This is a genomic window from Cupriavidus sp. 22TCCZM04-2 (assembly GCF_057798895.1).
Genome location: NZ_JBYOJS010000026.1, coordinates 37,302 through 55,156, shown reverse-complemented (window position 1 = coordinate 55,156; position 17,855 = coordinate 37,302). Strand labels below are relative to the sequence as shown.

The following is a 17,855-nucleotide window of genomic DNA, read 5'->3' as shown; positions in this document are numbered from 1 at the left end:
GATGGCAGAAAACCAGAACCCCGCCGTCACGGCACCGGCCGTGATCGAACTGCGCGGCGTCTCCAAGATGTTCCGTACCGCCAGCCGCAGCGACCGCGCCGTGCTGGAAGGCGTCGACCTGACGCTGCGCGAAGGCGAAATCGTGGCCATGCTCGGCAAATCGGGCTCGGGCAAGTCGACGCTGTTGCGCATCATGGCCGGGCTGGTCGGCGCTGACCGCGGCGACGTGCAGTTCCGCGGCAGCCGCCTGAACGGCACGGCCGAAGGCATCGCCATGGTCTTCCAGTCGTTCGCGCTGTTCCCGTGGCTCACGGTGCAGCAGAACGTGGAACTCGGGCTCGAAGCCCAGGGCGTGGCCAAGGCCGAGCGCGCGCGCCGCGCGGAAGCGGCCATCGACATGATCGGGCTGTCCGGCTTCAATGGCGCGCTGCCGCGCGAGCTGTCCGGCGGCATGCGCCAGCGCGTAGGCATCGCGCGCGCGCTCGTGACGCAGCCCGACCTGCTGCTGATGGACGAGGCGTTTTCCGCGCTCGACGTGCTCACCGGCGAAACCCTGCGCGACGAAATGCTGGACCTGTGGGAGAGCGGCCGCGCCAATATCCGCAGCATCCTGATCGTTTCGCACAATATCGAGGAAGCGGTGATGATGGCCGACCGCATCGTCATCCTGTCGAGCGATCCGGGCCGCATCCGCGCCGAAGTGCGCGTGCCGTTCCCGCGCCCGCGCAACCGCGACGCCGCCCAGGTGCGCGCGCTGATCGACGAGGTCTACATGCTGATGACCTCGCCCGCGGCGCCCGAGCCGCGCGTGCCGGCACTGGCGCCCTCGCGCCAGATCGGCTACCGGCTGCCGGACGTGGACATCAGCCAGATGGACGCCATCCTGGACCTGCTGTCGGAACCCCCGTTCAATGGCCGCGCGGACCTGCCGCACCTGGCCGACGAGGCCGGGCTGACCGACGACGACCTGCTGCCGGCCTGCGAAGCCTTGCAACTGTTGCAGCTCGCGCATATCGAGCGCGGCGACATCACCACCACCGGGACCGGCCGCGAATACTATGCGGCCGAGCCGAACGAGCGCAAGGCCATGTTCGGCCGGCAATTGCTGGGGCATGTCGCACTGGCCACGCATATCCGGCGCGAACTGGAAGCGTCGGAAGACGGCGAAGTCGGCGAAGAGCAGGTGCTGCGCGAGCTGGAAGCGTTCCTCAAGCCCGAGGAAGCGGAGCGCGTGCTGTCCGTGGCGATCGACTGGGGGCGCCATGGCGAGGTGTATGAGTACAGCTATAACAGCGGGATGCTGACGTTGCCGAGGGAGGAGCAGGAGGAAACGGGACAGGCGGGGGCATAGAGCCCCAAGCTTGCCGAGGCCAATGCTCCCCTCTCCCATTTATGGGAGGGGGAAAAAAACCAGCGGTGCACCAGCTCCTGCGCCCTGGTCAGTCCCGCATCCGCATCGCCCGTCCGATCGCGCCCGTGCGCAGCGCGATCTTGGCGGCATCCTCGCGCAGCGCGCGTAGCCGGCGTTCGAGCACCGCGTTGGCGGGGCGCCCCGTGGAGCTGGCCGTCGGGCCGGCTTCGTGGACGGACTCCCTTGCCGTCGCGGCATGCGCGAGCTCATCGGCGCGGCGCCGGTCGGCGGAATCGGCCAGCCGCGCACGCCGGTCATCGGCGTGTTCGGGCGGCGGCCCTTCCGGCAGCGAGTCTTCCAGCGACGCGCCGGCGGCACTGGCCACCGGCTCGGCGGCGCGGATAAAGCCGGCGCCGCGGCTACCCGTGCGGTCGTCCGCCGCCAGCCGTTCGACGGCCAGCTGCAGGCTGCGGCTGGCTGCCTCCGTCGCCTGTTCGATCGCGGCTTCCGCCGCGGGAATATCGAGTTCTTCGTAGTGCTGCCGTACCTGGATACGCGCCGCCGCCACATGCGCCGCCACCAGGTAGTTCTGCACGATGAAGCGGTTCAGGTTGTCCACGGCACGGTGCCGGCTCTTGGGCTCGTCGAGCATGCGCTGGAACGAGCCGATCAGTGCCGACAGCGCATCCATGAACTGCTTGCGCTGCACGCGGTAGGCAAAGTCGTCCTTGGCCCGGCGCAGCAGCAGGTCCCGTGTGGCGACAATGTAGCGGCGGTTGGCCTGCAGCACGTTCTCCACCAGCTTGGGAATGGCGCGATATTCCCAGCTTGGCAGCACAAAGCTGAACAGCGAGGCAATGATGCCGCCGATCACCGTATCCACCAGCCGCTCGCCCGCGGCATTCTGCGTGCTCGGCATCAGCAGGTTGATCTGGATAAGCACCTGCACGCACGCCGCGATGGCCGTATAGCGGTACTTGATGGTGACGAACGCCGCGCTGGCCACCAGCGCCAGGAACAGGAAACCGAGCAGGATCAGCGGCTCGTGGAACACCTTCAGGATGCCCACCGAGATGATGCAGCCGATCAGCGTGCCGATCACGCGGTCGTTGTAGCGCTGCTTGGTCATGCTGAAGTTGGGCTTCAGGATGACGATGATGGTCAGCAGGATCCAGTAGCCGTGCGAGGCGTACGGCACGTGGTCCGCGATCCACAGGCCGAGCGCCACCGCCATCGAGATGCGCAGCGCGAAGCGGAACGCGGGCGCGCGCCACCTGAGGTTGTCGCGCAGCACGCCGAGTTCGTATTTCTGGCGCGTGAGGAACGGCGTCATGTCCGCGCCAGGCAGCACCTTCGCAGGCTCAACGGGCGTGCGCGACGCCTCGTGCAGCTGCCCGACCAGCGTGATGGCGCCACGGATCATGTCCAGGGTATCCACCAGCGCCGTCATGGCTGCGGGCGGGATATGGTGGTGGCGCAACTGGGCAATCTCGGCCTCAACCGCGTGCAGTCCCTCGCGATAATCCACCGCGGCATAGGACGGGCGCCCGCGCGTGACCTCGTAGGCGATTTCCTCCACGTCCTCGCACATCAGCATCACCAGCTTGCGCAGGTGGTCCAGCACCGGCGTGCTGCCGAAGGTCCGGCGCAGCAGCGGATAGTCGGTGTTGGTCGAAAGGATGTACTCGTACAGGTCCAGCATGCGCAGGTGCACCTGCACCAGCAGCCCGTCGTGCGGCGTGCGGTTGCCGCGCAGCACCAGGTCGCGCGCGGCCTGCTGGCGCTCGGCCACGACGATCTGCTGGCGCACCAGCTGGTTGAACTGCGCCTCGTAGTCGTTGCCGGCGTCGTAGAAGCGGGCCTTGACCTCCAGATAGCTGGCCATCTCGTACAGCGACTCGGCCAGGATCTGCTGCTTGGTCCGGCGCTCGTTGACCCAGCTCACGAGCATGGCGTACGCCAGGTAGGCCACCGCGCCGACGACGAACAGCGCCGTATGCTCCAGCGCGCGGCGCACCACGAAGTCCTCGTTGATGGTCAGCGTCATCACGAACAGCGTGGAGAACTGCAGCGGCAGCGTCTTGTTGCCGTACACCGTCATCATGCCGGCCATGAAGGTAACCAGCACCAGCACGAACGGCATCACGCGCGGAAACGGCGTGGTCAGCGCCACCAGCAGCGTGACGGCGCCGCACAGCAGCACGCTGGCCAGCATCTCGTTGAACTTGTGGTTCAGCGGGCTGGGCAGGTCCATCAGGCTGGTGCACAGCGCACCCATCGACACCACCATCGCGGTAGGCAGGTCGGCGAACTGCAGGGCGATCAGCGTGGCGCCGATCACGCCCGTGGCCGAACGCAGGCCACGGTAGACATAGTGCGAATAGACGAAGGTGCGGGGGTCGTGCGCGTATTGCATGGACGCGTGGCTGGGTCAGGCTGACGGAGAGGCGATCGGGAACGCGGACTTCAGCGGCCCAGCCAGCGCGTGCGCGCGGCGTGGCGCCCGCCTTCCAGGCTCAGCTTGTGCTGCGTCGCGGGCTCGCGCGCGAGCGTCAGCGGCAGCACCAGCAGCTCGTCGCGCCGGAACACATGCAGCGTGACCGGGTCCGTGGCACGGTAGCGCGCCAGCAGCTTGTCGAGCTGGCCGGGCGCGACGCGCAGGCCGTCGACCGCGGCCAGCAAATCGCCCGCGGACACGCCGCCGGCCTGCGCCGCGCCGCCGTCGAGCACCTGCGTCACGCGCACCCAGCCATCGTCGGTCTTGGTCTTGATGCCGAGCGCCGCGGTGCGGCTCGCCTTCTGCGTCTCGGCCTTGACGCCGAAGCGCCTGAACAGCGGCGCCAGCGGCAGTTCGCCGGTGCCTTCGGTCAGCGAGCGCAGCAGCGGCCCCAGGCGCAGGCCCGTGACCTCGTCGAACAGCGCGTGGACCTCGGCCTCGGTGACACCACGCTGCACCGCCTCCGGCGCATAGAAATCGCGCCCGTAGCGCTGCCACAGTGCGCGCATCACGTCATCGAGCGAGCGCCGGCCGCCGGTCTTGTCGCGGATGGTCAGGTCCAGCGTCAGCGCTACCAGCGAACCCTTGGTGTAATAGCTGACGATGGCATTCGGTGCGTTCTCGTCCTGACGGTAATACTTGGTCCACGCATCGAACGAGCTATCGGCCACGCTCTGCTTGGTGCGGCCATTGCCGCGCAGCACGCCGTTCCAGGTCTTGGCAAGCATCTCGACGTACTGCGTGTCGGTCACGCAGCCCGAGCGCACCAGCACCAGATCGTCGTAGTAGCTGGTGAAGCCCTCGAACAGCCACAGCAGCGGCGTGTAGGTTTCCTCCTGCAGCCGGTACGGCACGAACGCGGCGGGCTTGATGCGCTTGACGTTCCAGGTGTGGAAATACTCGTGGCTGCACAGGCCCAGGAAGGTGCGGTAGCCCTCGCTGGTCTCGCTGTCGCCGCGCACCGGCAGGTCCGAGCGCGCGCACATCAGCGCGGTGCTGGCGCGATGCTCGAGGCCACCGTAGCCGTCCGTGGTCACCATCGTCATGAAGACGTAGCGGCGATTGCTGTCGAGGAACGGCGCGCGCGCGCTGCGCGGTTCGAACAGGCGGATCTGCGCTTCGCAGATGCGCTTGAGGTCGCGGCAGACGCGCTCGATGTCGAGCTGCGGCACGCGGCCCGTGAACACCACGTCATGCTGGGCGCCGCATGCGCGGAAGCTGGCCAGCCGGAACTCGCCCATTTCGACTGGATGGTCGACCAGTTCGTCGTAGTCGGCGACCTGGTAGCGGCCGAAGCCATAGCGCTTCGCGCCCTCGCGGCCCGGGGCCTCGCGCATCGCGGTGGCCACGCGCCAGTTGCGGTAGGCATCGCCGGCGGGTGCGTGGATATCCACGGTGCAGGGCTGGTCCTGTTGCCCGTCCACGCACAGGAACACCGAACTGCCATTGAAGAAGCCGTGGGTGGTGTCGAGATGCGCGGCGCGCACCGACAGGTCCCAGGCATAGACTTCGTAGCTCAGCGTAAGGGCACCGGCCGCTGCGTCGACCGGCGCAGCCTGCCAGCTCTGCTTGTCGAGCTTGGTCAGCACCACCGGCTTGCCGCCCGCATCGGCGCGGATGCGCACGATATGGCGGGCAAAGTCGCGGACCATGTAGCTGCCCGGAATCCAGGCCGGCAGGAAGAAGCGCTGGCCGGCGGGATCGGGCGAAGTCACCGTGACGGTGACGGCGAAGAGATGTGCTTCGGGGTGAAGCGGGGCGATGGCATAGCGGATCGGCGTCATGGGCATGATTGTAGCGTTCGTCATTCGGCGCGATCCGCCGAGGCTGTCGCACGCAGGCGCGTGCGATCAGTTCGCGCTCAGGTGCGGTTGACGTTGACCACTGTGCGTCCGCGCAGACCGCCTTCGACGATGCTGCGGCCGGCCTCGACAGCCTCGCCCAGCCCGATCTCGCGCGTGATCGCGTTGAGGCGATCGGGCTCCAGGTCCGTCGCCAGCCGCGCCCAGGCCTGCTCGCGCAAGGCCATCGCCGCCATGACGCTGTCGATGCCGGCCAGCGTCACGCCGCGCAGGATGAACGGCGCCACGGACGCAGGGAAATCCATGCCCTGCGCCAGCCCGCATGCCGTGACCACACCGCCGTAGCGCACCTGCGCGCAGGCGTTGACCAGCGTGTGCGAGCCGACCGCATCCACCACCGCCGCCCAGCGTTCCTTCTGCAGCGGCTTGCCCGGCGCGGACAGTTCCGCGCGATCGATCACCTCCGCCGCGCCGAGCGCCTTGAGGAAATCGGCCTCGTCGCGCTTGCCGGTGGAAGCCACCACGCGATAGCCGAGCTTGCCGAGGATCGCGATCGCCACCGTGCCCACGCCACCGGAAGCGCCGGTGACCAGCACCTCGCCATCCCCCGGACGCACCGGTCCATTGACACCGCCACGCTCCAGCCCGAGCACCGACAGCATCGCGGTGTAGCCTGCCGTGCCGATCGCCATCGCCTGCCGCGTGGTGAAGGCATCGGGCAGGCGCACCAGCCAGTCGCCCTTCAGGCGCGCGCGCTGCGCCAGGCAACCCCAGTGCGTCTCGCCGACGCCATAGCCGTTCAGGATGACCTTGTCACCGGCCTTCCAGCGCGGATGCGAGGACTCCAGCACCGTGCCGGCGCCGTCGATGCCGGCTACCATCGGCCACTTGCGCACCACCGGCACTTTTCCGGTGATGGCCAGCCCGTCCTTGAAGTTGATCGTGGAATAGTCGACCGCGACCAGCACGTCGCCGTCGGCGGGCAACTGTGCCTCATCCAGCGTGGCGATATTGGCCTGGGTCGCACCGTCGGCCTGGGTCAGCAGCAATGCCTGGAACGTCATGGAAGTCTCCTGTTCCGCCCTGCCGGGCGCTCTGTCTCGATGGGAGGATCCGGGGAAGATCCGGAATGCAAAACGGCCGGACTCGGTCCGGCCGTTGCTCGGGCCGGGACACCGGCCGCGCCTTACTTCTTGACGCTGGCGAGCTTGCGTTCGAGCGTGCCGGCATCGGCCGCGCCCGGAATGCGCGTGCCGTCCATGAAGAACACAGCCGGCGTGCCGGTGATGTTCAGGCTCTGGCCGAGCGCGAGGTTGTCATCGACCGGCGTCTTGCAGCTGCCGTTGCCGGTCAGCGCGACCTTGTTGAGCATCCAGTCGCGCCAGGCCTTGGTGCGGTCGGCGGAGCACCAGACCTGCTTCGCCTTGGTCGAGGAATCCGGCGACAGCACGGGGTACAGGAAGGTGTAGACCGTGATGTTGTCCATCTGCTGGAAGGTTTGCTCGATGCGCTTGCAGTAACCGCAGTTCGGGTCCGAGAACACGGCGACCTGGCGACTGCCGTCACCCTTGGTCCACTTGATGGCGCGCGCCAGCGGCAGGTCGGACCACTTGATGCGGTTGATGTCCGCCATGCGCTCTTCGGTCAGGTTGGTGCCGGTCTTGGTATCGATCAGCTCGCCATTGATAACGTAGCGGCCCGTTGCGTCGGTGTAGACCACCTGCCCGCCGACGTTGACCTCGAACAGCCCTGGCACCGGGCTTTTGGTCACGCTCTTCACCTCGGCGCGGCCGCCCAGCATTTTCTGCAGGGATTCCTTGATGCGATCGGTGCCGGGTTCGCCCGCCGCCATGGCGTGCATGGCAAAGCCTGCTGCCGCGAGACCGCCGGCAATGGCAGTGGTCCAGGCGGGGTGGCGGCGCATGAGTTGGAACATATCGACTCCAGTATTCGGTCAGGGTCCGGGCACCCGGCGTCAGCCGAGCGCCCGTTCAATCAGGAAGCGCTTGAGCAGCGACTGCCGGCCCACGGTGCGGATGCCGGTATTGCGCACCACGCGCGCCACGCTGCCGGGCAGCGAGAACAGCCGGTGCAGGCCGTCGGTCGCGGCGGTCAGCGACAGCAGGTCGGTGGCGCGTGCCCGTTCGTAGCGGCGCAGCAGGCGCAGGTCGCCCTCGCTGCGGAAAGGTTCTTTGGCGGCCATGACCTTGCCGAGTTCCGCAACATCGCGCAACCCGAGGTTCATGCCCTGCCCGGCCAGCGGATGCACCACGTGCGCGGCATCGCCCACCAGCGCCAGATGCGGCTGCACGAACTGTTCCGCGCGTTGCAGCACCAGCGGGAACCCCTGCGCCGGCGTTACGCAGCGCAGCTTGCCGAAACGGCTGCCGACCGCGCCGGCGGCCGCCTGCATCACCGTGGCGGCAAGCGCCTCGGGCGGCAGTGCGACCAATTCGTGCGCGTGGGCCTCGTCAGCCGACCAGACCATCGAGACGCGCGAGCCCGGCAGCGGCAGGATGGCCAGGATCTCGCCGTTGGCGGCTTCTTCGTCCGCCATGAGCTTTTCGGGCGCGCCCGTGAACCATTGCCAGGCCGTATCGTGATGCGGCCGTTCGCACTCGAAGTTCGCCACCACGCCAAGCTGGCGATAACGCCGCGTGGTCACGCCGATATGGCACTGCTGGCGCACCCAGGAACGCGCGCCGTCGGCGCCGACCACACAGGCCGCGCGGATCTTCGCGCCGCCGGACAGCGTAAGCGTGGCGCCGCCGGCATCGCGCTCGAAGCCCGCGGCGGTATCGTCATGCCAGTGGACCTGATGCTGGAAGCCAAGCGCGGTATCGAGCGCGCGTTCCACCAGGCCGGATTCGACGATCCACGCCAGTTGCGGCACCGCGGCGGCATAGGCGGAGAAATGCAGGTCGCCGTCGAGGCTGGGGGACGTTTCAGAGGCGCTGGCATCGCCGCACACGCGCATGTCGCGCACCGGCTGGATACGGGCCGGGTCGAGCGCCTCCCAGACCCGCATGCGCTCCAGCAGCGCCTGCGAACTCGCGGAAAACGCATAGATGCGGCTGTCCCAGTCGTCAGGACCGGCCGGCGCGCGCGCACGCGCGGGACGCGGCGCGACCAGGGCCACGTTCATGCCCTGCTGCGCCAGCAGCAAGGCGCAGGACTTGCCCACGATGCCGCCGCCGACAACGGCGATCTGGAAAGCTGACGAATTACGCACGGACGCATTGGATCGGGTCATGGCTGGATTATAGCCACGTCCCCCCGCAGCCCCGGCTCGGCAGGGCAGGGCGTGGGGGCCCCATCCGCTAGAATATGGGTTTTGCAATTTCCCGCCAGACACCATGAGCCTCAAATGCGGCATCGTCGGCCTGCCCAACGTCGGCAAGTCCACGCTGTTCAACGCCCTGACCAAGGCCGGCATCGCCGCCGAGAACTATCCGTTCTGCACCATCGAGCCCAATGTGGGCGTGGTGGAAGTGCCGGATCCGAGGCTTGCCAAGCTCGCCGAGATCGTCAAGCCCGAGCGCATCCTGCCGGCCACGGTCGAATTCGTGGATATCGCCGGCCTGGTGGCAGGCGCATCCAAGGGTGAAGGGCTGGGCAACCAGTTCCTGGCCAACATCCGCGAAACCGACGCCATCACGCACGTCGTGCGCTGCTTCGAAGATGACAATGTGATCCACGTGGCCGGCAAGGTCGACCCGCTGTCGGACATCGAAGTGATCAACACCGAACTGGCGCTGGCTGACCTGGGCACCGTCGAAAAGGCCCTGGCCCGCTACATCAAGCCGGCCCGTGCTGGCGACAAGGAAGCGCTGCGCCTGGTGGCTGTGCTGGAAAAGGCACAAGCCGTGCTCGACCAGGCCAAGGCCGTGCGCACGCTGGACCTGGCCCCGGAAGAGTGGGAAGCCATCCGCCCGTTCTGCCTGATCACCGCCAAGCCCACCATGTACGTGGCCAACGTTCGTGAAGACGGCTTCGAGAACAACCCGCACCTGGATGCCGTGCGCGAATACGCCAAGACGACCAATTCCCCGGTCGTGGCGGTCTGCGCCGCCATCGAGGCCGAAATCGCCGACCTGGACGACGCCGACAAGGCCGAATTCCTGGCCGACCTGGGCATGGAAGAGCCGGGCCTGGACCGCGTGATCCGTGCCGGCTTCACGCTGCTGGGCCTGCAGACCTACTTCACCGCTGGCGTGAAGGAAGTCCGCGCCTGGACTATCCACGTGGGCGACACCGCCCCGCAGGCCGCAGGCGTGATCCACACCGACTTCGAACGCGGCTTTATTCGCGCTCAGACCATTGCCTATGACGACTACATCGCCTTCAAGGGCGAGACCGGCGCCAAGGAAGCGGGCAAGATGCGAGCGGAAGGCAAGGAGTATGTGGTGAAGGATGGGGATGTGATGAACTTCCTGTTCAACGTCTGACGCCAAAGTTGTTATTTCGGGATGTCTCACGACGTTTCGAGACCAACTTGAAAGCCCGGCAACTGCCGGGCTTTTTTCTTCCTCACGGCTGCGGGCGACGGTTGAACACCGCACGGCCAACTCGCCTCCGCCAATTGCCGGCGCGCTGCCGCGCGTAGGATACGCCCACCCAACGTGGCGTCCACACTTGCGCACTCCCTTCCCAAAAGTTCGGAAATTTCAGTGCTGCTTTTGGGAAGCATCTCACTTCCACTTCCTCGGGCATTGTCCACTAGCGCAGATGATGCGGCCAACGATCCCGCTCTTCTATTTACAGCATGGACATCAGAACATTGGCCATCAAAAATTCACAAAAAATACTTGCTAAAACCTATTCTCCGGAGAATAGCGATTGATGAACAGGGTGACACTGATCTGAAACAGGGTCGACAAATAGGACTATCATGCCTGTAGAACTAAATGCATTCAGTGGCGTCTTGGGTCTCGTACTGACCTCTGCTGTGTTGATCGCAGTTCCAGGCCCGAGCATCATGTTTCTAGTCGGGCAAACCATAACAGTGGGACGGAAAAATGCGTTGCGGGGTGTGATCGGCAATGCAATCGGAACCTATTGTGTTGCCGTGATCGTAGCGATTGGCATCGGCTCGCTGCTTGTGCGCTCCGACCATGCTTTGATTTTCATTCGGCTGCTGGGCGCCGTGGTTTTACTGGGCATCGGCTTTCAGTATTTATTCCTTTCCAGGCCAACGCTGCCAGAAGGGGGAAATAACCCAAAAAAGAGCCGGCAATCGTTGGTTGCCGGAATCATCGTTGGCTCGACCAATCCGAAAGCGCTGATCATGTTTGGCTCGATCGTCCCGAGCTTCATGAGCGACGGCGCAGACAGCCCCATTCTTAACTTGCTGGGCTTTTCACTGATCCCAATTGGTCTGGGACTGGTCATAGATGCGGCGTGGGTCGCCGCTGCTCATGCCGCGAGTGCGAGCGCAATATTCAGCGGGAGGAAGCTAAGGCTCTTCAATATCATTGGAGGGGGGCTGATGATTTCGATGGCCATTCTGTTAGCAGCCGAGGCCCTGCATTGACGAGTGCATTCCATTTGATGTGGGGGACCAGGAGCTTCACAACCTCTCCATCCCCTCCCCGCTCAACCCCACCAGCAACGCCTGCCCGCTTCCATCCACCCGGAACTCCCCATAGCGCGCCTTCTCGAAGCGCCCGCCCTGACCTTCCTGGAAGAAATAAGCATCGGTCGAAACCTGCACCTGCAGACCGCCCCACCGCGACTCGACCGTCTGGAAGCGAAGCAGCCGTTCGCCGGATGCCAGCGGCTCATCCCCGTGCAAGCGGACGAAGGAAGCCACGCCGTTTGCATCGAGCCGGATGACGGCGACGCCGTCGCGCCGCTGCTGCTGGGGCTGCTGCGCCTCACGGATGGGAGCGCCGATGGCGAAGTTCAGGGCCATGTAGTCGCCCTGCATCAGCGAGCGCGGGTCGACCGGTGCCAGGCGGAGATAGACGGTGTCCCCTCGCACCAGCAGCTTCTCCTTGGCCGCGATCCCCACCGCGGCCAAGGCCAGCGTCAACGCCCAGGCAATCGTGATCCAGCGTTTCATGCGATCTCCTTTGCGGGCACGGCATGCAGCAGCCAGTGACGCAACGCAATCAGGATGACGCCGGCCGCGGCCAGCGTGATGGACTTGGCCAGCAGCGTCCAGTGCAGCGAGCTGTAGTACCAGATGAAGCCGATGGCGATGGCGGCGATGCCAAGGCCCAGCCACGGCAGCGAGTCTCGCCGCAGTGCCAGTCCGAGCGCCAGCGCACCGGCCGCCACGGCGGGCGCAGCGGCCATCAGGACACTGAATGCCGCAGTCCCGGCGAGCACGGCGACGACAGCCGGAAAGGAAAGTGCCAGACGCCGGCACTCCAGCAACGCAAAGCCGACCAGCACCACGCCGACCAGCATGCCCGGCAGCCAGCGCGCCCTGGCAAACAGCGGCACGGATTCCTGGAGTTGGAGCCAGGCCAGCGGATGGGTGGCGCCTGTCACTACCAGCGCCGCGCCCAGTGCGAACAGGAGTGTGGCGTCGATCGCGGGCTCGAACGCGCCGTGCCGGCCTGCGGCGCACAGGCGCTCCTCGGCGGTCATGAACCACACCGCCAGCGCGCATGCGGCCGGCGCCAGCCAGCCCAGCGACCACGGAATGGCCAGCCATGCGTGGCGCTCCGAAACCGTCAGTGCGATATGCACGGCGACCGCCAGTCCGATCCACACGCCCAGCGCGGCCAGAAAGCGGTGCAGCCGGTTCCGCACCAGCGCGTACAGCGCCGCCTCGAACGCGGCCAGGCCGAGCCAAAAGGCGGCCGTCTCGATCAGCCGCGCGCCGCCGAGCGACTCGGCGACGCCATAGATCACCATGCCCTGGCCACTGAGGCTCACGGCCAGCGCGAACTGCCCAAGCGCGATGCCTGCGCCGCCGCGCCGGTACAGCACGGCCGCCAGGACGATCAGGGCGAGGCCCGTCAACGCAATCGCGCCCGCGTTCTCGCGCACGGCGACGAACACCGCGCCGAGGAAGAACATCTGGAAGAACAGCGCGCCCAGCCACCCGGCCGCGCCCATCAGTGCACGAACGGCCCAGGGGGTGCGCACGCGGGCGACAGGGTCGCCCTGCACCTCGCCACGCGCGGCCAGCTCGCGCCACAAGGCCTGTTCGGTCTGGATGGAATGGGTCATGTCAGCTCCACGGCTTGCGAGCGGTACGCCCGCATCAGCCAGGCAGCCGCACCGGCGGCCATGCCTACGGTAATCAGGCCGAGCAGCAGGAATGCCCCGAAATCGGCCTTGCCCTCAAGCAGCAGCCGGCCGACCGCGGCAACGACCAGGACGATGCCGGTCAGGCTCGCCAGGCTCAGCACCACGATGTCGAAGGCGCGCTGCCGGAACCACCAGCCCAGCGCCAGCAGCGCGATGGCCGCAAGGCCGAAGGCCGACAGGTCGGGATGGTTGTCGAACAGCGAGGAAAGGCCCGCGAAGCCCGCATGAAAGCAGGCCAATGCAGCCAGGATGCGTGCTCCGGTCTGGCCCCGGAAGCCCAGCGGGGCGGCATTCGCGCAGAGCCACGCCCACAGCGCCAGCTGCAGCATGACCGCACCCAGCAACAGCAAGGTCGTGACGCGTGCATGTCGCGCATCGAACAGCAGTTCGAACATGCCGCCGACGCCGAGCCGCACGCTGAAATAGCGCAGCAGCGCGACGTTGCCGATCACGATCACCAGCCACCAGTGCGGCGCCGCGCGCGCGGCAAGCGCCCATGGCACTGCCAGCAGTGTCCATAGCGCGAACAGTTGCCACGCGTCGGCCCCGGTCTGGTAGGTCTGGCCGATCACGGCCAGCAGCACGCCGGCCAGTACCTGCGCGCCGCCCAGCGCCGCACGTCCGGCCACGTCGGTGGACGGCCGGCACAGCGCAAACCCGGCAAGCAGGCTGATGGCCGCGGCCAGCACCGCGAATTTCGCGAACTTGTTCAGGTCCTGCCAGTTGAAAGCGAAGAAGACGATGACGCCGGCGCACAGCAGCACCGTGCCCAGCGCCAGCAGGCCGTGGTCCAGCCAGCGGCGCCAGTCGGCCGCCCCAGGCTCCGTGCGCGCCCACGGCCGCGCCACGCTGCCAGCTGCCAGCCTGCCTTCTGCGCGCCAGTCGGCCAGCGCCTGGCGGATGGCGCGGCGCTGGCCGGTTGCCGGTGTCGATGGGAGGGTCATGCGCGTGTCCCGGAGTAGGAATGGAATGACTCTAGCAAAGCGCCGCTGGCGCCGCACGTGGACTCGTCAAGGCGGCCTATGCCAGGGCAGTGGCTGCCGGTATCCTTTGGCCTTTCGTTCCGGACACGCCCCCATGACCCTGGGCATCCTCGCCGCGCTGCATGATGAAGTCGACAGCCTGGTCGCAGCCATGCGCCATGAAGACGCGCGCGCGACCATCCACCGTATCGGCATGCGTGACTACCACGTCGGCCACCTGCACGGGCAGGCCTGCGTGCTGGTACTGGCGCGCGTCGGCAAGGTCGCCGCAGCCGCCACCACGGCGACCCTCGTGCGCGAGTTCGGCGTAGACGAGATCGTCTTCACCGGCCTGGCCGGCGGCGTGGGCGACGGCGTGCGGGTCGGCGACATCGTCATTGCCAGCGAGACCATGCAGCACGACCTGGATGCCCGTCCGCTGTTCCCACGCCATGAGGTGCCGCTGCTGGACCGCTCGCGCTTTCCCGCCGATCCGGACCTGACCGAAGCGCTGCGCGCCGCGGCGGCCGGCTTCCTGCGCGAGGACCTGCCCACCGAGGTACCGCCCGCCGTGCGCGAGCGTTTCGGCATCGGCACGCCGTCACTGCAGTTGGGATTGATTGCCAGCGGTGACCAGTTCATCAACGCGGCCACGGCTGTCGCCGGGCTGCGCGAATGCCTGCCCGACCTGCTGGCTGTGGAGATGGAAGGCGCCGCCGTGGCCCAGGTCTGCCATGAATACGGCGTGCGGTATGCGGTCATGCGGACGATCTCTGACCGCGCCGACGATAGCGCCCATGTTGATTTTCCGGCATTCCTGAAGGACGTGGCCAGCCACTATTCGGACGGCATCCTGCGCCGCTTCCTGGCCGAGCGCGCCTGACCCGCCTTCCATTGGCGGGGATTGCGCGCCAAATCGTCAGTTCTGACCTTACCCGTGGCGGGGCCGCAACGTGCCCCAGAGCCCGACCAGCAGCGAGGCGCCCACGATCGCCGCCAGCCATCCGCTCATCTGTCCGTCGATGAACAGATGCAGCGCGCGCCCGCCATAGAAAGCCGCCGCCGCTCCCGCCATGCCCAGTACCAGCGCGGCCGGCAGGGAAACGACCTTGCCCGAGGGATGCATCTGGCGCGCGGCCAGCCCCACCAGCAATCCGACGATCAACGTGCCCAGCATCCTGACTCCCATGTGTCTCCGGAACCACAGTCCGGCGATTCCGGCGTAACGATACCGCAGCGGCGGCTTTGATCCTGTCCGGCCTGCAAGTTCCGATCCCGACGTTATAATGGCAATCGGGCCGCACTTGCTGCGGACCCGGTACCAGTCCCCACAAATGCAACTGCTCGCGATCGGCATCAACCATACGACGGCACCAGTTTCGCTGCGCGAACGGGTGGCGTTTCCGCTTGAGCAGATCAAACCGGCACTTGGGGCACTGCAAACCCACTTGGCGGGGCGCAACGGTACCGAAGCCGCGATCCTATCCACCTGCAACCGCACCGAAATCTACTGCGCCACCGACGTCCTCAAGCCGGGCGCCGAAGGATTCGAGCATACGCTGCGGTGGCTGTCCCAGCACCACAACGTGCCGGCATCCGACCTGGCGCCGCACCTGTATTCGCTGCCGCAGTCCGAGGCCGTGCGCCATGCGTTCCGCGTCGCCAGCGGGCTCGATTCGATGGTGCTCGGTGAAACCCAGATCCTGGGCCAGCTCAAGGACGCGGTGCGCACCGCCGGCGAAGCCGGCTCGCTGGGCACCTACCTGAACCAGCTGTTCCAGCGCACTTTCGCGGTGGCCAAGGAAGTCCGCGGCCAGACCGAGATCGGCGCGCATTCGGTGTCGATGGCTGCCGCGGCCGTCCGCCTGGCGCAACGGATTTTCGAAAGCATTTCGACGCAGCGCGTGCTGTTCATCGGTGCCGGCGAGATGATCGAGTTGTGCGCCACGCACTTTGCCGCGCAGCAGCCGCGCCAGATTGTCGTGGCCAACCGCACGGTCGAACGCGGCGAAAAGCTCGCCGAACAGCTCGCCGAACAGGGCCTGACCACGCAGGCGATCCGACTGCAGGAGCTGGGCGACCGGCTCCATGAATTCGACATCGTGGTGTCCTGCACCGCCAGCTCGCTGCCGATCATCGGCCTGGGCGCGGTGGAACGCGCGGTCAAGCGCCGCAAGCACCGCCCGATCATGATGGTCGACCTGGCCGTGCCGCGTGACGTGGAACCCGAAGTCGCGCGCCTGGACGACGTCTTTCTCTATACCGTGGACGACCTCGGCGCCGTCGTGCGCGAAGGCAATGCGCTGCGCCAGGCCGCCGTGGCGCAGGCCGAGGCCATCATCGAAAGCCGCGTCCAGAACTTCATGCACTGGCTGGAAACGCGCAGCGTGGTGCCTGTCATCCGCGAACTGCAGACCGCCGGCGAATCGATCCGCCAGGCCGAACTGGACCGTGCCCGCCGCATGCTCGCGCGCGGCGACGACCCGGAGGCCGTGCTCGAAGCCCTGTCGGGCGCGCTGACGCGCAAGTTCCTGCATGGCCCGACCCATGCGCTGAACCATATGCAGGGCGAGGATCGCGAGGCGCTGGTGCGCCTGGTGCCCGGCCTGTTCCGCCACAGCAGCCACTCAGAGCGCTAGCCGCGCCAACCGCTGCGCCCGCGCGCCCTGCGCGCCGGCAATTCGCCGCCCGCGCCGATCGTAACGATCGCCGCCCGGTTCCCGCCTTGCCCACCCGGATTCCCATGAAAGCCAGCATGCTTGCCAAGCTCGACCAACTGGCCGAGCGACTCGACGAAGTCAACGCCCTGCTTGCCCGCGAAGACGCGACCGCCAAGATCGACCAGTATCGCAAGCTCAGCCGCGAGCATGCCGAACTTTCGCCCGTGGCCGAGCAATATGGCCTGTATCGCCAGGCGCAGGACGACCTGGCCACCGCGCAGGCGCTGCTCGACGATCCGGAGATGAAGGATTTCGCGGCCGACGAGATCGCCAGCGCGCGCGAGCGCCTGGAGACGCTGGAAGCCAGCTTGCAGAAGCTGCTGCTGCCCAGGGACCCCAACGACGACCGCAACCTGCTGCTGGAAATCCGCGCCGGCGCCGGCGGCGAGGAAAGCGCGCTGTTCGCGGGCGACCTGCTGCGCATGTACACGCGCTTTGCCGAACGCCAGCGCTGGCAGGTGGAGATCATGAGCGAGTCCGAATCGGACCTGGGCGGCTACAAGGAAGTGATCGTGCGCATTGCCGGCGATGCCGCGTTCTCGCGCCTGAAGTTCGAATCCGGCGGCCACCGCGTGCAGCGCGTGCCGGCCACCGAGGCGCAGGGGCGCATCCATACCTCGGCCTGCACGGTGGCGGTGATGCCCGAGGCCGACGAAGTGGGCGAAGTGGAAATCAACCCGTCCGACCTGCGCATCGATACCTTCCGCGCCTCGGGCGCCGGCGGCCAGCACGTCAACAAGACCGACTCGGCGGTGCGCCTCACGCATATCCCGACCGGTATCGTGGTCGAGTGCCAGGACGACCGCAGCCAGCACCGAAACAAGGACAAGGCCATGAAGGTCCTGGCCGCGCGCATCAAGGACCAGCAGACGCGCGCCGCGCAGGCCAAGGAAGCCAGCACGCGCCGCAACCTGATCGGCACGGGCGACCGCAGCGACCGTATCCGCACGTACAACTTCCCGCAGGGGCGCGTGACCGACCACCGCATCAACCTCACGCTCTACAAGATCGACATGATCATGGACGGTGACCTGGAGGAGCTGGTCTCGGCGCTCGCGGCGGAACACCAGGCCGACCAGCTGGCAGCGCTAGGCGACGACGCCTGAGCGCCGCTTGCCCCGGCGCCACACGGCGACTTGGCAGGATCCCCGCTCAACTGCGCTCAAAGCTTTGTATCTGTTGTAAATGCTTGAAACAGCACTGGCGGCCGAAAGGGTGCTGTCTATAATCGTTTTCGACCGGCGACGGAAGAAGCTG

Annotated in this window: 15 protein-coding genes; 6 read left to right on the top strand and 9 right to left on the bottom strand. The window is 67.0% G+C overall.

Annotated features, from left to right (window positions below; translation table 11 throughout):
• Nucleotide 1 precedes the first annotated feature (1 nt).
• Nucleotides 2-1,351, top strand: coding sequence for an ABC transporter ATP-binding protein (locus AC3FKG_RS27030; RefSeq protein WP_483709487.1), 1,350 nt, complete (start codon nt 2-4; stop codon nt 1,349-1,351).
• Nucleotides 1,352-1,439: 88 nt separating this feature from the next.
• Here the strand turns inward: AC3FKG_RS27030 and AC3FKG_RS27025 are convergent, their stop codons facing one another.
• The 5 genes from AC3FKG_RS27025 to AC3FKG_RS27005 all read right to left on the bottom strand — a co-directional run bounded on the left by AC3FKG_RS27025 (nt 1,440) and on the right by AC3FKG_RS27005 (nt 8,903).
• Complete coding sequence (locus AC3FKG_RS27025) at nt 1,440-3,767, bottom strand: FUSC family protein (protein ID WP_483709488.1); 2,328 nt, start codon at nt 3,765-3,767, stop codon at nt 1,440-1,442.
• 50 nt (nt 3,768-3,817) lie between these two features.
• Nucleotides 3,818-5,632 carry a M61 family metallopeptidase gene (locus tag AC3FKG_RS27020; RefSeq protein WP_488744622.1) on the bottom strand — a complete coding sequence of 605 codons (1,815 nt, stop codon included), beginning with the start codon at nt 5,630-5,632 and terminating at the stop codon, nt 3,818-3,820.
• A gap of 77 nt (nt 5,633-5,709) precedes the next feature.
• Nucleotides 5,710-6,714, bottom strand: a complete 1,005-nt coding sequence (acuI, locus tag AC3FKG_RS27015; protein ID WP_483709489.1) for an acrylyl-CoA reductase (NADPH) — start codon at nt 6,712-6,714, stop codon at nt 5,710-5,712.
• A gap of 122 nt (nt 6,715-6,836) precedes the next feature.
• Complete coding sequence (locus AC3FKG_RS27010; RefSeq protein ID WP_483709491.1) at nt 6,837-7,586, bottom strand: DsbC family protein; 750 nt, start codon at nt 7,584-7,586, stop codon at nt 6,837-6,839.
• A gap of 39 nt (nt 7,587-7,625) precedes the next feature.
• Complete coding sequence (locus AC3FKG_RS27005; protein WP_483709493.1) at nt 7,626-8,903, bottom strand: UbiH/UbiF family hydroxylase; 1,278 nt, start codon at nt 8,901-8,903, stop codon at nt 7,626-7,628.
• A 103-nt stretch (nt 8,904-9,006) separates the two neighbouring features.
• Here AC3FKG_RS27005 and ychF point away from each other — a divergent pair, with 103 nt between their 5' ends.
• Together ychF and AC3FKG_RS26995 are read left to right on the top strand one after the other, a co-directional pair.
• A complete protein-coding gene (gene ychF / locus AC3FKG_RS27000) occupies nt 9,007-10,098 on the top strand; it encodes a redox-regulated ATPase YchF (RefSeq protein ID WP_483709495.1) in 1,092 nt (363 codons plus the stop codon).
• A gap of 443 nt (nt 10,099-10,541) precedes the next feature.
• Nucleotides 10,542-11,183, top strand: a complete 642-nt coding sequence (locus tag AC3FKG_RS26995; protein WP_488744611.1) for a LysE family translocator — start codon at nt 10,542-10,544, stop codon at nt 11,181-11,183.
• A 36-nt stretch (nt 11,184-11,219) separates the two neighbouring features.
• Here AC3FKG_RS26995 and AC3FKG_RS26990 read toward each other — a convergent pair whose 3' ends face one another.
• From AC3FKG_RS26990 to AC3FKG_RS26980, 3 genes are read right to left on the bottom strand one after another with little or no spacing between them, the layout of a single operon-like run.
• Entirely contained in the window at nt 11,220-11,714 is a 495-nt protein-coding gene (locus AC3FKG_RS26990; RefSeq protein WP_483709499.1) for a GDYXXLXY domain-containing protein, read from the bottom strand.
• Complete coding sequence (locus tag AC3FKG_RS26985; protein WP_488744610.1) at nt 11,711-12,835, bottom strand: DUF4401 domain-containing protein; 1,125 nt, start codon at nt 12,833-12,835, stop codon at nt 11,711-11,713. Before AC3FKG_RS26985 ends, AC3FKG_RS26990 begins: the two co-directional genes overlap by 4 nt.
• On the bottom strand, nt 12,832-13,860 hold the full coding sequence (locus AC3FKG_RS26980; protein WP_488744609.1) for a DUF2157 domain-containing protein: 1,029 nt from the start codon (nt 13,858-13,860) through the stop codon (nt 12,832-12,834). The genes AC3FKG_RS26985 and AC3FKG_RS26980 overlap by 4 nt, the downstream gene beginning before the upstream one ends.
• A gap of 133 nt (nt 13,861-13,993) precedes the next feature.
• Between AC3FKG_RS26980 and AC3FKG_RS26975 the strand changes: the two genes are divergently transcribed.
• Complete coding sequence (locus AC3FKG_RS26975) at nt 13,994-14,761, top strand: 5'-methylthioadenosine/adenosylhomocysteine nucleosidase (RefSeq protein ID WP_488744608.1); 768 nt, start codon at nt 13,994-13,996, stop codon at nt 14,759-14,761.
• Between the two features lie 48 nt (nt 14,762-14,809).
• On the opposite strand, the gene AC3FKG_RS26970 is transcribed toward AC3FKG_RS26975, so the two are convergent.
• Nucleotides 14,810-15,055 (bottom strand): hypothetical protein, encoded by a 246-nt coding sequence (locus AC3FKG_RS26970; RefSeq protein ID WP_483711550.1) that lies wholly within the window; start codon nt 15,053-15,055, stop codon nt 14,810-14,812.
• Between the two features lie 157 nt (nt 15,056-15,212).
• On the opposite strand from AC3FKG_RS26970, the gene hemA reads away from it, so the two are divergent.
• Nucleotides 15,213-16,517 carry a glutamyl-tRNA reductase gene (hemA, locus tag AC3FKG_RS26965; RefSeq protein ID WP_483709507.1) on the top strand — a complete coding sequence of 435 codons (1,305 nt, stop codon included), beginning with the start codon at nt 15,213-15,215 and terminating at the stop codon, nt 16,515-16,517.
• 104 nt (nt 16,518-16,621) lie between these two features.
• Nucleotides 16,622-17,704 carry a peptide chain release factor 1 gene (gene prfA, locus AC3FKG_RS26960; RefSeq protein ID WP_483709509.1) on the top strand — a complete coding sequence of 361 codons (1,083 nt, stop codon included), beginning with the start codon at nt 16,622-16,624 and terminating at the stop codon, nt 17,702-17,704.
• The last annotated feature ends 151 nt before the right edge of the window (nt 17,705-17,855 follow it).